This window comes from Massilia timonae (assembly GCF_001866515.1).
Lineage (GTDB): Bacteria > Pseudomonadota > Gammaproteobacteria > Burkholderiales > Burkholderiaceae_D > Telluria > Telluria timonae.
The window spans coordinates 308,794-322,231 of sequence record NZ_JRYB01000001.1 but is presented as its reverse complement, the minus strand read 5'-3'; the positions used below and the strand labels follow the sequence as shown (position 1 = coordinate 322,231).

Sequence of the window (13,438 nt, the reverse complement as noted above, 5' to 3'; positions counted from 1 at the left end):
AGAAGTGCCGTGCAGCAGTTTGACTTAATCGCCACGACAGTCAGTGGACTCGGCTATGACCTCGTCGATGTGGAGCGGGGCGAGCGCGGGATCCTGCGTGTATACATCGATTTCCCGGCTGCCGACGCGGACGAAAAGGGCCCGATCACGGTCGAGGACTGCGCCAAGGTGAGCCACCAGCTGTCGCACGTGCTGACCGTGGAAAACGTCGATTACGAACGATTGGAAATTTCGTCGCCGGGCCTCGATCGCCCGGTACGAACCCTCGCCGATTTCGCCCGCTTCGCCGGCCATGAGTGCACGGTCAAGCTGCGCGTCGCGGTGCCGGGCAGCGCGAACCGGAAAACCTATACCGGTATCCTGCGCGGCGTCGAGAACGACAAGGTCGGTTTGGAATTTGACAGTAAAGATGGCCCGGCGTTGATGGAATTTACGCTGGCCGAATTGGACAAGGCACGTTTGGTGCCACAGGTGGATTTTAGGAGTCGCAAAGCATGAGTCGCGAAATTTTATTGCTGGTGGATGCGCTTGCGCGCGAAAAGAACGTCGACAAGGAAGTCGTTTTCGGTGCGCTCGAGTTCGCGCTGGCACAGGCCACGAAGAAGCGCTATGAAGGCGAAGTCGACATTCGCGTGTCAATCGATCGCGACACCGGCGAGTTCGAGACTTTCCGCCGCTGGCACGTGGTGCCTGATGAAGCGGGCCTGCAGCTGCCTGACCAGGAAATCCTGCACTTCGAAGCCAAGGAACAAATTCCTGATATCGAAGTCGACGAATACATCGAAGAGCCGATCGAGTCGGTCGAGTTCGGCCGTCGTTTTGCCCAGGACACCAAGCAAGTCGTGCTGCAGCGCGTGCGCGATGCCGAGCGCGAGCAGATCCTGCAAGACTTCCTGGAGCGCGGCGATTCGCTGGTGACCGGCACCATCAAGCGCATGGAACGCGGCGATGCGATCGTCGAGTCGGGCAAGATCGAGGCGCGCCTGCCGCGCGACCAGATGATCCCGAAAGAAAACCTGCGCATCGGCGACCGCGTGCGCGCTTTCATCCTGCGTGTGGACCGCAATATGCGTGGCCCGCAGGTGATCCTGTCGCGCACCGCGCCAGAGTTCATCATGAAGCTGTTCGAACTGGAAGTGCCAGAGATCGAACAGGGCCTGCTGCAGATCAAATCGGCGGCCCGTGACGCCGGCGTGCGCGCCAAGATCGCCGTGTTCACGGCCGACAAGCGCATCGATCCGATCGGCACCTGCGTCGGCATGCGCGGTTCGCGCGTGCAGGCCGTGACCGGCGAGCTGGGCGGCGAGCGCGTGGACATCGTGCTGTGGTCGGACGATCCGGCCCAGTTCGTGATCGGCGCCCTGGCCCCGGCGAATGTTTCGTCGATCATGGTCGATGAAGAAAAGCACGCCATGGACGTGGTCGTGGACGAAGAAAACCTGGCCATCGCGATCGGCCGTTCGGGCCAGAACGTGCGCCTGGCGTCCGAGCTGACCGGCTGGAAGATCAACATCATGACCGCCGAGGAATCGGCGAACAAGGTGGCGCAAGAAACGGCCGCGATCCGCGCGCTGTTCATGGAAAAACTGGACGTCGACCAGGAAGTGGCCGATATCCTGGTTGAAGAAGGCTTCTCGAGCCTGGAAGAAATCGCATACGTGCCAATTTCCGAGATGCTGGAAATTGAATCGTTCGACGAAGACACCGTCAACGAACTGCGCACCCGCGCCCGTGACGCGCTGGTGACTGAGGCGATCGCTTCCGAGGAAGGTCTCGAAGGCATGGAAGAAGCTCTGGTCAATCTGGAAGGCATGGACCGCACCGTTGCCGGCAAGCTTGGCCTGGCTGGCATCAAGACGGTCGAAGCATTCGCGGCACTGGCCTATGACGAATTCGGCGCCATCCTGGCGTTGTCGTCGGACCGCGCCCGCGACCTGATCAAGAGTGAATTTAATGATGTGACCGACGACGAGATGAAACTGGTCGACAGCAAGTACGACGACCGGGCGAAAGCACTGCAGGCGAAAGCCTGGAGCCTGGCTGAAACGGCCAAGGCTTGAGCATTTCTTTATCATCTGTCGCGACACGTAGAAAAGAGGACTGAATGGCGAGTAACAACGTAGCCCAATTTGCCACCGAGCTGAAGATGCCTGCAGACCTGCTGCTGACCCAGCTGCGTTCGGCCGGCGTCGAGAAAAGCTCGACGTCAGATCCCTTGTCGAAAGATGATAAGGACAAGCTGCTGAACCATCTGCGCCGTACCCACGGCGCCGCCGATACCGGCGAGAAGAAGAAGATCACGGTGACGCGCAAGGAAACCAGCGAAATCAAGCAAGCTGATTCGTCGGGTAAATCGCGCACCATCCAGGTCGAAGTCCGCAAGAAGCGCACCTTCGTGCAGCGCGACGACCTGGTCACGACCAAGGCCCCCGAGGAGCCGGTGATCGACGCCGCCGAACAGGCGCGCCGCGAGGAAGAATCGCGCCGCCAGGCCGAGCTGATCGCCCGTCAAGAGGCCGACCTGCGCGAGAAGCAGGAACGCCTGGCCAAGCTGGAAGCCGAAGAAAAGGCGCAAGCCAAGGCGGCTGAAGAGCAGGCCAAGCGCGAAGCCGAAGAACAGGCCAAGCGCGACGCCGCCGACAAGGCTGCCGCCGACAAGGCCGCCAAGGAAGCCGCGGCGGGCAAGCAAGCCGCCGGCGCCGACGAAGCGGCCAAGAAAGCCGCCGAGGAAGCCCAGGCTGCCAAGGAAACCGCCGCCAAGGAAGCCGCCGAACGCGCTGCCGCCACCGAGCGCGCACGCAAGGCCGTGGCCGACGAAGTGGCGCAGATCAAGCTCATGATGAGCCAGCCACGCCGCGTGATCAAGGCGCCGGAACCGGCGCCGAAGCCAGCCGCTCCTGCGGCTGCCGCCGGCACGCTGCACAAGCCTGCCGATAAAAAGCCGGGCGAAGTCAAGAAGGACGACGCCAAGAAGCCGGGCGACAAGAAGTCGATCAAGTCGGCCAATGTGTCGTCGACCTGGTCGGACGACGCCAAGAAGCGTGGCGGCCCGAGCGTGAAGACGCGCGGCGGCGCCGGCGCCGGTGCCGGCGGCCGTGACGGCTGGCGCAGCGGTGGCCGTGGCGGCCGTCGCGGTCATGGCGACGACCGTGAATCGAACTTCCAAGCGCCGACCGAGGCGATCGTGAAGGACGTCCACGTTCCAGAAACCATCACCGTGGCCGAACTGGCGCACAAGATGTCGGTCAAGGCATCCGAGGTCATCAAGCAGCTGATGAAGCTGGGCCAGATGTGCACCATCAACCAGGTGCTGGATCAGGAAACCGCGATGATCCTGGTGGAAGAGATGGGCCACAAGGCCTTCGCCGCCGCCGAGGACGATCCCGAGGCACTGCTGGCCGACCAGGGCGAGCACTCCGAGTTCGAATCGACTTCGCGCGCACCGGTGGTCACCGTCATGGGTCACGTCGACCACGGCAAGACCTCGCTGCTGGACTACATCCGCCGCGCCAAGGTCGCGTCGGGCGAAGCCGGCGGCATTACCCAGCACATCGGTGCATACCACGTGGACACCCCGCGCGGCATGATCACCTTCCTGGACACCCCGGGCCACGAAGCGTTCACCGCGATGCGTGCCCGCGGCGCGAAAGCGACCGACATCGTCATCCTGGTGGTGGCGGCGGACGACGGCGTGATGCCGCAGACGAAAGAGGCGATCGCTCACGCGAAAGCCGCCGGCGTGCCGCTGGTCGTCGCGATCAACAAGATCGACAAGCAGGGCGCCAACCCGGATCGCGTGACCCAGGAACTGGTCGCCGAAGGCGTGGTGCCTGAAGAGTACGGTGGCGAGTCGCCATTCGTGCCAGTGTCGGCGAAAGTCGGCACCGGCATCGACGACCTGCTCGAGAACGTGCTGCTGCAGGCCGAAGTGCTGGAGCTGAAGGCGCCGACCGAGTCGCTGGCCCGTGGCCTGGTGGTCGAAGCCCGTCTGGACAAGGGCCGCGGCCCGGTCGCGACGATCCTGGTGCAGTCGGGCACCCTGAAGCGCGGCGACGTCGTGCTGGCGGGTTCCTCGTTCGGCCGCGTCCGCGCCATGCTGGACGAGAACGGCAAGACGATCGCCTCGGCCGGCCCGTCGATTCCGGTGGAGATCCAGGGCCTGACCGAAGTGCCGAGCGCCGGCGAAGAAGTCATGGTCATGGCCGACGAGCGCAAGGCGCGTGAAATCGCCTTGTTCCGTCAAGGCAAGTTCCGTGACGTGAAGCTGGCCAAGCAGCAAGCCGCGAAGCTGGAAAACATGTTCGAGCAGATGGCCGAAGGCGAGGTGAAGAACCTGCCGCTGATCGTCAAGACCGACGTGCAGGGTTCGCAGGAAGCGCTGGTGGGCTCGCTGCAGAAGCTGTCGACCTCGGAAGTGCGCGTGCAGATCGTCCATGCGGCGGTCGGCGGCATCACCGAGTCGGACGTCAACCTGGCGACCGCCTCGAAGGCAGTCATCATCGGCTTCAACGCCCGTGCGGACGCCCAGGCGCGCAAGCTGGCCGAGGCGAACGGCGTCGACATCCGTTACTACAGCATCATTTACGATGCGATCGACGAGATCAAGACCGCACTGTCGGGCATGCTGGCGCCGGAGAAGCGCGAGACCGTCACCGGCCAGGTCGAGATTCGCCAGGTCATCCTGGTGTCGAAGGTCGGCGCGATCGCGGGCTGCCTGGTCACCGATGGCGTGGTCAAGCGTACCTCGTCGGTCCGCCTGCTGCGCAACAACATCGTGATCTGGACCGGCGAGATCGATTCGCTGAAACGCTTCAAGGACGACGCGAAGGAAGTGCGCGCCGGTCTCGAGTGCGGTCTGTCGCTGAAGGGCAACAACGAAATCCAGGTCGGCGACGTCCTGGAAGTGTTCGAAGTCACCGAAGTGGCGCGTACGCTGTAAGCCACGCCGTTGGCGTACCATGGGGGCCAGGACGCTTCGCGGCAATGCCGCGGAGGGCCTGGCCCTTTTTTCCTTCAGGCCTCCAGCCTGAGCGCGTAATTGAAGCTCACAAAAGAACAAGCAGCACATCATGGCTAAACACAGCAAAAGCATTCCACAGCGCGGCCTGCGCGTGGCCGACCAGATCCAGAAGGACCTGTCGGAACTCATCGCCTTCGAACTGAAGGACCCGCGCGTCGGCATGGTCACCATCAGCGAAGTCCAGCTGACCCCCGACTACGCCCACGCCAAGATCTATTTCACCCTGCTGAAGGACAGCGCGGAAGAAGTGCGCCAGACGCTCGAAGGCCTGTCCAAGGCGTCCGGCTACCTGCGCAATATGCTGGGCAAGCGCCTGCACATCCACACCTTGCCGTCGCTGCACTTCGTGCACGACACCTCGACCGTGCGCGGCATGGCGATGTCGGCCCTGATCGACCAGGCCAACGCCACCCGCGCCAAGGACGATCCGGAGTCGAATCCCGACATGCAGGCAGCCGACCCGGCGGAGAAAGAGTGAACGGACGTCCCGCACGAAAGCCGCGCGACCTGGTCGACGGCGTGCTGCTGCTCGACAAGCCGGTCGGCCTGTCCTCGAACGACGCCTTGATCCGCGCCAAGCGCGTGCTGAACGCGAAGAAGGCCGGCCACACCGGCACGCTCGACCCGTTCGCCACCGGCTTGCTGCCGCTGTGCTTCGGCGAAGCGACCAAGTTCTCGCAAGACCTGCTCGAGGCCGACAAGACCTATGAAGCCACGGTCCACCTGGGCATCATGACGAATACCGGCGACACCGAGGGCGAGGCCATCGAGACCCTGCCGGTGGACGTCACCGTGGAGCAGATCGAGGCGGCGCTGGCGCGCTTCCGCGGTCCGATCCAGCAGGTGCCGCCGATGTATTCGGCGCTCAAGCGCGACGGCAAGGCGCTGTATGAATACGCGCGCGAGGGCATCACGCTCGAGCGTGAGGCGCGGCCGGTGACGATCCACGCGCTGTCGCTGATCGACTACCAGGCGCCGTTCCTGAAGATCCGTGTCACCTGCAGCAAGGGCACGTATGTGCGCGTGCTGGGCGAGGACATTGGCGCCGCGCTCGGCTGTGGGGCGCACCTGAATGCGCTGCGCCGGATCGAGGTCGGCGCGCTGGACGTCACGGGCATGATCACGCTGGATGAGCTGCTGGCGCACCCGGACCCGCGCTCGCTGCTGCGGCCGGTCGATGCGCTGTTGTCGACCTTCCCGTCGATCGAGCTGGATGCCGAGCTGGCAAGACGTTTCCTGCAAGGTCAGCGCCTGGCGCTGGGCAAGGAAGATGTCGCCGTGCCGGAACAGGGCAGGGTGCGCATCTACCACGACGGCCGCCTGCTCGGCACCGGCCAGCTGGGCGAGTACGCCATCCTGGCGCCGGAGCGCCTGATCTCGACCGCGCCGGCAGCCTGAACGCTTTTCCATCGGGCATGTCACGCGGCTGTCACGGATGGCGGCTAATCTTCCACCACGCTGCCACCGTGACAAGCTGTTGAAATTCCGTTGAAAATTCGTGCCTTTCGGCCGCGAGATTCAGACTGGGCGGCTTACCATGCTATACTAGTCGGTTTCCGAAATCAGCAGTATCGGACTTGCAGTTCCAGTACACGCAGTTCCAGTACATTTCGTACACCACGCTACTTCTCAAAAATCATGTCAAACACCAAACGCGCGATTCGTAATATCGCAATCATTGCCCACGTTGACCACGGCAAGACCACGCTCGTCGACCAGCTGCTGCGCCAGTCCGGCACCTTCCGTGAAAACCAGGCCGTGGACACCCGCGTCATGGACTCGAATGATCTCGAGAAAGAGCGCGGCATTACCATTCTGTCGAAGAACTGCGCCGTCGAATACGAAGGCACGCACATCAACATCGTCGACACCCCGGGCCACGCCGACTTCGGCGGCGAAGTGGAACGCGTGCTGTCGATGGTCGACTCGGTGCTGCTGCTGGTCGATGCGCAGGAAGGCCCGATGCCGCAGACCCGCTTCGTGACCCGCAAGGCGCTGGCGCTGGGCCTGAAGCCGATCGTCGTCGTCAACAAGATCGACCGTCCAGGCGCGCGCGCCGACTGGGCGATCAACCAGACCTTCGAACTGTTCGACAAGCTGGGCGCGACCGACGAGCAGCTGGACTTCCCGATCGTCTACGCCTCGGGCCTGAACGGCTACGCCGGCATGGACGAAAGCGTGCGCGGCGGCGACATGAAGCCGCTGTTCGACGCCATCCTGAAATACGTGCCGGTGCGTGACGACAATCCGGACGGCCCGCTGCAGATGCAGATCACCTCGCTGGACTACTCGTCCTACGTCGGCAAGATCGGCATCGGCCGCGTCAATCGCGGCACCGTCAAGACCGGCCAGGATGTGCTCATCCTGAACGGTCCTGATTCGACCCCGATCAAGGGCCGCATCAACCAGGTGCTGAACTTCAAGGGCCTGGAGCGCGTGCTGGTCGACTCGGCTGTTGCCGGCGACATCTGCCTGATCAACGGTATCGAAGAAATCGGCATCGGCTCGACCGTGTGCGCCGTGGATACGCCAGAAGCGCTGCCGATGCTGACCGTCGACGAGCCGACCCTGACCATGAACTTCATGGTCAACAACTCGCCGCTGGCCGGCCGCGAAGGCAAGTTCGTCACCAGCCGCCAGCTGCGCGAGCGCCTCGAGCGCGAACTGAAGGCCAACGTCGCGCTGCGCGTGGCGCCGACCGACGACGACACCACCTTCGAAGTGTCGGGCCGCGGCGAGCTGCACCTGACCATCCTGCTGGAAAACATGCGTCGCGAAGGCTTCGAGCTGGCAGTGTCGCGTCCACGCGTCGTCTACAAGATGGTCGACGGCGTGCGCCAGGAGCCATACGAAAACCTGACCGTCGACGTCGAGGAAGCCAACCAGGGCGGCGTGATGGAAGAACTGGGCCGCCGCCGTGGCGACCTGCAGAACATGGAATCGGATGGCAAAGGTCGCGTGCGTCTGGAATACCTGATCCCGGCGCGTGGCCTGATCGGCTTCCAGGGCGAATTCATGACCCTGACCCGCGGCACCGGCCTGATGAGCCACGTGTTCCACGAATACGCAGCGGTCGACAACAGCAAGGGCGACCTGGCCGGCCGTCGCAACGGCGTGCTGATCTCGCAGGATGACGGCGCCGCCGTCGCCTACGCGATCTGGAAACTGCAAGACCGCGGCCGCATGTTCGTCGAGCACAACACCCCGGTGTACGAAGGCATGATCATCGGCATCCACTCGCGCGACAACGACCTGGTCGTCAACCCGATCAAGGGCAAGCAGCTGACCAACGTGCGTTCGTCGGGCACCGACGAAGCGGTGCGCCTGGTGCCGCCGATCCAGATGTCGCTGGAATACGCCGTCGAGTTCATCGAGGACGACGAACTGGTCGAGATCACCCCGAAATCGATCCGCCTGCGCAAGCGCTTCCTGAAAGAGCACGAGCGCAAGAAGGCCAGCCGCGAAGGCGCGTAAGCAATCACGCCGGGGCGGTTCGCCGTCCCTGGACGAAAAAAATCCCGCTGCATGCAGCGGGATTTTTTTTGTCTGGTTTTGTCTATTACTGTCTTATGCCATGTAATCGAACAGCGACATCGGCCGCCCCGCGCCGCCGCCGAACAGCAGCCCATTGCCACTGCCGGCCAGCTGGTATTGCTGGGCCATGAGCGTGGCCTGGCGGGTCACGGTGTCGATCACCTTGTCGCGCTGATCGAGCAGGCGGTCGCGCTCGCGCATCACGCTGGCCGCCTCCACCCCCAGGCTGCCGCTGGCGCCGATCTGCTTGTTGACCTGGTCGACCAGGCGGTCGGCCAGGCCGCCCTTGTCGCTGAACACCTTGTTGGCGCGCGCCGGATCGGCGGCGATGGCCGCCTTGAGCTTGTCCTCGTCCAGCACCAGCGCGCCATCCTTCTGGGTGATGCCGAAGCCGGCCAGGTCGCGGACACTGCTGCCGTTGACGATGTTGCCGATCTGGGCCCGCATGCGCAGCAGCGTGGTGTCGGAGCGGTCGTCACCCGTTTCCAGCTTGCCCAGCTGGGTGTTCAGGTCATTGAAGGCCTTGACGAAATCCTTGACGTTGCCCGCGATCGCGGCCGGATCGCTGCGCACCTCGACCTCGCTCTTGCCGGTCTCTTTCAGGGTCAGGTCCAGGCCGGGGATGGCCTCGGTGACCGCGTTGGTGGCGGACGTGACGGTCTTGCCGTCGACCACCAGGCGCGCATCCCGGGCCGCGGCCACCTGCTGCATGCCGCCTTCCATGCCCGGCCGGTAAGCGAGCAGTCCCCCCAATACCGGATCGCCGGCGACGCTGACGCGCATGCCGTTGGCTGCGCCCGTTGCGCCGGTCAGGCTCAGCGAATAGCCGTCCCCGTCCTTGTCCTTGGCGACCCCGGCATCCAGGCCGGCTTCGCGCATGGCCTTGGCAATGCCTTCGAGGCTGCTGTTGCCCGGATCGATGCGCACCGTGGTCTTCTTGGCAGTGGCGCCGGTTCCGGTCTCGACCGTGATCACGCTGGCGCCGCCGGTTCCCAATGCCGCGTCCTTGTCCGCCACCGCCCTGGTCTCCAGCTTCTGGCCCTGGGCCAGTTGCTGGACGTCAATCGCATACTTGCCAGGGTTGGCGGAAGCGGCGCTCAGCTTGGCGGACAGGGCACTGCCGCTGGCGCTCGCCAGCATGTCGAGCTTGCCGCCGGTGAGGCCGGCCGCGAACGCGCGGAAGCCGTCCAGCGCCAGCGCCATCTTGCCGATGGACGACAGGCGCGCGTCGTCGCGCTTGACCTGGGCATCGATGATCTTCAGCCCGGGATTCTGGGCCAGCAGCGATTGCGTGAGGTTGGTGCGGATGTCGCCGTATTGGCTGGCGGCGGGCTGGGACGCGAGTCCGGTGGTGGAAGTGGTCAGCATGGCTCGATAATCCTGGTCGGGAATGTCGTGCAACCGAAGGTTGCTGCCATTGCTTTATCGCATGAAAATGCGACCGTGACCAGTCATCGATTGTATCGGTGGCCGGAACGGTCAAGTCCCGGCCATCCTGGTGCAGCTCAGCGCAGGCCGAGCAGGGCGTGCACCCGTTCGCGGCTGACGCCGACCAGGGCCGAGGTGATGGCCAGCAGCGACTCGTAGTCGTGGCTGGCGGCGGTGGAAGCGAAGTCGCCCGCGATCATGGCCAGTTCGGCGCTCGGGATCTCGGGCTGGGCGCTGCGCGCCATGGCGGTGCTCAGCGCCAGCGAGGCGGCGTCCTGCGAGCGGCGCACCCGGGCCAGCGCCTGCACCACTTCGCGCAGGCTCTGGCGCAGGGCGTCGGGGTTGCCCAGTTCCCATTCTTTCGGCTCGAGCGAGGATGGCACGGCGACCGTGTCGACCCGGCCGCGGCCGGTCACCGCGATCGCATCCTTGACGCCGGCGAAGGTCGATTCGCTGGTGCGGAACACCAGTTCGCGGTCCTGGTCGAGACCGGCGCGCACCTTGACCGGGGCCAGGGTGCGGTCCAGGCGCCGGGCGATCTCTTCCGGCGTCATGCCCGGTTCGATCGTGGTGGCCAGTTGCGGACCGCCGGCGCTGCCGACCGAAAAGCCCAGGGTCTGCGTGCCGCCGGCCTTGAGCGAGGCGATGTCGAGGCCCCGGATGCGGAAGCGCTGCTGGGCGCCCTGCACCGCGTCGAAGTCGAGCTGGGCGTCGAGGCCGTCGCCGGCCTGCTGGCGGCGCGCCTCGAGGGCGGCGGTGAGCTGGCGCACGCGCGCTTCGAGTTCGCGCGAGGCGGCGCCGCGGCCCGACAGGCGCGCGCTGAGGTCGGCCTTGAGCGCTTCGAGCTGGCTGGCCATGCGTTCGAGGTAGTCGAGCGCCTGCTGGGCGCGCGCCACTTCGCCCTGGTTCTGCTGCATGCCGACGCCGCGCCGCAATGGGCTCGCCGTCGGCGCGCTGCGGCTGACGGCGCGGTCGGCGGAGCTTGCCGGGGGCACGGCATGCGCGCGTCCGGTGGCCGACGTGCTCTGGGCGCCGGTGTTGCCGCTGACGGCGCCGCCGTTAGGGTTGGCGCCGCTGGCGGTCGTCGTGCTGGATGGTCTGAGCAGTGCTTCCATGGCCATCAGATCGCATTGAACAGGCTCAGGTTGCCGATCTTGGCATAGGCCTTGTAGGTCGCCTGCAGGGCGGTCGAGTAACCGTTGAGTTCAGTGGCGGCGACGCCGACGTCGAGCGCGCCGATGTCGGTGATCGCCATCTTGTTCGACAGGCTGATGTTGGCGTGGTTGTCGTCCAGGGTCTTGATGATGTTCTGGCGTCCGCCCAGGTCGGCGACCTTGCTCGAAATCAGCACCTGCGCATCGTCGAAACCGTTCAGGTTGGCCTCGAGCACGGCGCGCACGGCCGGGTCGTTGGGCGTGGCGCCCGGTTGCGACATCACCTCGATGGTGGCGTCGATCTGGTTCAGCAGCTTCTCGAGGCCGGCCAGGTTCTCGTTGGCGGGCTGGGTCAGGCCATTGCCGACCACGACCAGCTGGGCATTGGTATTGGCGGCGAAGCTGTAGCGCGCGCCGGCGTCCGCGTCCGCGTCGAGCGCCAGCGGCGCGGTCTTGGTCGCGGTGCCGGCGAACAGGTAGTTGCCTTCCTCGTCGATCGTGTTGGCGGTGTAGAACAGGCTGTCGCGCAGCGATTGCAGCGGCGCGATCATCGCCTTCAGGTCGTCCGGCGTGTTGGCGCCGTCGAGGGCCCAGACCAGCTGGTCGCGGCCCGGGATCATCTCGGTGACCATATTGCTCAGGTAGCCTTCCGACTTGGTCAGGCGCAGCTGGAGCGAGGAGATATTGCTGCGGTACTGGCCGACCGTGGATTCCTCGCGCGCCAGGCGCGACAGGCGCACGCTGTCGACCGGGTCGTCCGACGGCAGCAGGATGCGCTTCTGGGTGTCTAGCTGGCGCATGATGTAGCTGAGCCGCTCCTGGTTGTTCTGGAGCGACTGGTTCATCGTCGATTGGTATTGGGCAGTGGCGATACGCATGCTGCTCTCCTTATTGCATCATGGCGAGGGTGGCGTCGAACAGCGAATTGGCGATCGAGATCACCTGCATGTTCGCCTGGTACATGCGCTGGAACTCCACCAGCTTGACCGCTTCCTCGTCTTCGTTGACGCCGCTGGTCGACTGCCAGTCGTTGATCGACTGGACGCGCACGGTCTCGGCGGTTTTCAGCGCCGCCTTGTTGATCTTGCTGTCCACGGCCAGCTTGCCCAGCATCTGGGTGTCGGCGTCGCTGAGCAGCACGTTGCCGATGTTCGGCAGCTCGATCGACCGGCCCTTGAGCGCGGCCAGTATCTGCAGGTTGCCGGTGTCGCCCGGCGTGCCGTCGCTCGAAAACGCCAGGTCCTGGGCCTTGAAGCCCTCGACCGTCTTGAGCATGTTGGCGCCATTGCCGGGGGTGTAGACGAACAGCGGGGTGCCGGCCACGCCGGGAGCGGTGAAACCGTCCGCCAACTGCTCGTTGACGAGGGTGGCGATCTGCTCGGCCAGCGAGTCGACGTCTTCCTGCAGCGGCAGCAGGGTATTGATCTCGAACTGGGTCAGGCCGCCGAGCTGGCCGCCCATCTTGCTGGCGTCGAGCGCGAAAGTCGAGTTGGCGAAGGTGATCGAGAACGCCTGCGGCGAATCGGCGCTCGGGGCCGCCTTGAGGGTGCCGTGCATGCTGCCGATCACCAGCGCCTGGCCGCTCTTGAGCGAGACGTCGCGGCTGCCGTCCGGATTGTCCGACACTTCGAGCGCCATCTTGCTCGACAGGTCGTCGATGGCCTGGTCGCGCGCATCGATCAGGCTCGAGGCCGACACGCCGCTGGCCTGGGTCTCGATGATCTGCTTGTTCAGGCGGGCGATGGTGGCGATGTCGACGTTGGCCGAGTCGACCAGGGCGCTGCGCTGCTGGCGCACCGAGGTCAGCTGGGTGTTGAAGACGTTGTTCAGGCCATTGAAGCGCTCGCCCATCAGGCCGGCCGCGGTCAGCACCTGCTGGCGCAGCGGGGTCGAACCGGGGTCGCCGGCCACCGCGTTGATCGCCTTGAAGAAGTCGTCGATGCCGGCCGACAGGCTGGCCGAGGCGTCGCCCATCACGCTCTCGAGCTGGGTCAGGTAGGGCTGCGACTGCGAGTACATGCCCTGCTCGGAATTGGCGCGCCACATGGCCTGGGTCTTGTAGTTGTCCGAGAAGCGCAGCAGCGAGGTCACCTGCACGCCATTGCCGGCCGAGCGGCCGCTGGCATCCGGACCGACCGCCATCAACAGCGCCGACTGGCGGGTATAGCCCTTGGTCTGCAGGTTGGCGATGTTGTGGCTGCTGGCCGACAGTGCGAGCTGGGCGGCGAGGGCGCCCGACAGGGCATTATTGATGATCGTCATGGTGCGAATTCGTCCTCGATACAGGCTTAACCTGCGTTAA

General features: G+C 65.0%; 10 protein-coding genes. 6 read left to right on the top strand and 4 right to left on the bottom strand.

Features of this window, described 5'->3' with window-relative positions:
- Nucleotides 1-9 precede the first annotated feature (9 nt).
- The 6 genes from rimP (at nucleotide 10) to typA (ending at nucleotide 8,494) form a co-directional block, all read left to right on the top strand.
- A complete protein-coding gene (rimP, locus tag LO55_RS01480; RefSeq protein ID WP_005668553.1) occupies nucleotides 10-498 on the top strand; it encodes a ribosome maturation factor RimP in 489 nt (162 codons plus the stop codon).
- Nucleotides 495-2,060 (top strand): transcription termination factor NusA, encoded by a 1,566-nt coding sequence (gene nusA / locus LO55_RS01475; RefSeq protein WP_005668556.1) that lies wholly within the window; start codon nucleotides 495-497, stop codon nucleotides 2,058-2,060. The genes rimP and nusA overlap by 4 nt, the downstream gene beginning before the upstream one ends.
- A gap of 44 nt (nucleotides 2,061-2,104) precedes the next feature.
- On the top strand, nucleotides 2,105-4,939 hold the full coding sequence (gene infB, locus LO55_RS01470; protein WP_071360166.1) for a translation initiation factor IF-2: 2,835 nt from the start codon (nucleotides 2,105-2,107) through the stop codon (nucleotides 4,937-4,939).
- Between the two features lie 130 nt (nucleotides 4,940-5,069).
- The gene (rbfA, locus tag LO55_RS01465) at nucleotides 5,070-5,498 is read left to right on the top strand and encodes a 30S ribosome-binding factor RbfA (protein WP_071360165.1); all 429 of its coding nucleotides are present in this window, start codon (nucleotides 5,070-5,072) and stop codon (nucleotides 5,496-5,498) included.
- Nucleotides 5,495-6,418 carry a tRNA pseudouridine(55) synthase TruB gene (gene truB, locus LO55_RS01460; protein WP_071360164.1) on the top strand — a complete coding sequence of 308 codons (924 nt, stop codon included), beginning with the start codon at nucleotides 5,495-5,497 and terminating at the stop codon, nucleotides 6,416-6,418. Before rbfA ends, truB begins: the two co-directional genes overlap by 4 nt.
- A 240-nt stretch (nucleotides 6,419-6,658) precedes the next feature.
- Entirely contained in the window at nucleotides 6,659-8,494 is a 1,836-nt protein-coding gene (typA, locus tag LO55_RS01455) for a translational GTPase TypA (RefSeq protein ID WP_071360163.1), read from the top strand.
- Between the two features lie 93 nt (nucleotides 8,495-8,587).
- On the opposite strand, the gene fliD is transcribed toward typA, so the two are convergent.
- The 4 genes from fliD to flgK form a co-directional block, all read right to left on the bottom strand.
- The gene (fliD, locus tag LO55_RS01450; RefSeq protein WP_071360162.1) at nucleotides 8,588-9,922 is read right to left on the bottom strand and encodes a flagellar filament capping protein FliD; all 1,335 of its coding nucleotides are present in this window, start codon (nucleotides 9,920-9,922) and stop codon (nucleotides 8,588-8,590) included.
- Between the two features lie 137 nt (nucleotides 9,923-10,059).
- Entirely contained in the window at nucleotides 10,060-11,103 is a 1,044-nt protein-coding gene (locus LO55_RS01445; RefSeq protein ID WP_071360161.1) for a hypothetical protein, read from the bottom strand.
- Nucleotides 11,103-12,014: a flagellar hook-associated protein FlgL gene (flgL, locus tag LO55_RS01440; protein WP_071360160.1), complete on the bottom strand. Its 912-nt coding sequence runs from the start codon at nucleotides 12,012-12,014 to the stop codon at nucleotides 11,103-11,105. Before flgL ends, LO55_RS01445 begins: the two co-directional genes overlap by 1 nt.
- 10 nt (nucleotides 12,015-12,024) lie before the next feature.
- Nucleotides 12,025-13,398 carry a flagellar hook-associated protein FlgK gene (gene flgK / locus LO55_RS01435; protein ID WP_071360159.1) on the bottom strand — a complete coding sequence of 458 codons (1,374 nt, stop codon included), beginning with the start codon at nucleotides 13,396-13,398 and terminating at the stop codon, nucleotides 12,025-12,027.
- Nucleotides 13,399-13,438 lie beyond the last annotated feature (40 nt).

Excerpts from the sequence above, each read along its gene's own strand:
- nusA (WP_005668556.1), top strand. The coding sequence starts at position 495 with ATGAGTCGCGAAATTTTATTGCTGGTGGATGCGCTTGCGCGCGAAAAG.
- infB (WP_071360166.1), top strand. The coding sequence starts at position 2,105 with ATGGCGAGTAACAACGTAGCCCAATTTGCCACCGAGCTGAAGATGCCT.
- rbfA (WP_071360165.1), top strand. The coding sequence starts at position 5,070 with ATGGCTAAACACAGCAAAAGCATTCCACAGCGCGGCCTGCGCGTGGCC.
- typA (WP_071360163.1), top strand. The coding sequence starts at position 6,659 with ATGTCAAACACCAAACGCGCGATTCGTAATATCGCAATCATTGCCCAC.
- fliD (WP_071360162.1), bottom strand. The coding sequence starts at position 9,922 with ATGCTGACCACTTCCACCACCGGACTCGCGTCCCAGCCCGCCGCCAGC.
- LO55_RS01445 (WP_071360161.1), bottom strand. The coding sequence starts at position 11,103 with ATGGCCATGGAAGCACTGCTCAGACCATCCAGCACGACGACCGCCAGC.
- flgL (WP_071360160.1), bottom strand. The coding sequence starts at position 12,014 with ATGCGTATCGCCACTGCCCAATACCAATCGACGATGAACCAGTCGCTC.
- flgK (WP_071360159.1), bottom strand. The coding sequence starts at position 13,398 with ATGACGATCATCAATAATGCCCTGTCGGGCGCCCTCGCCGCCCAGCTC.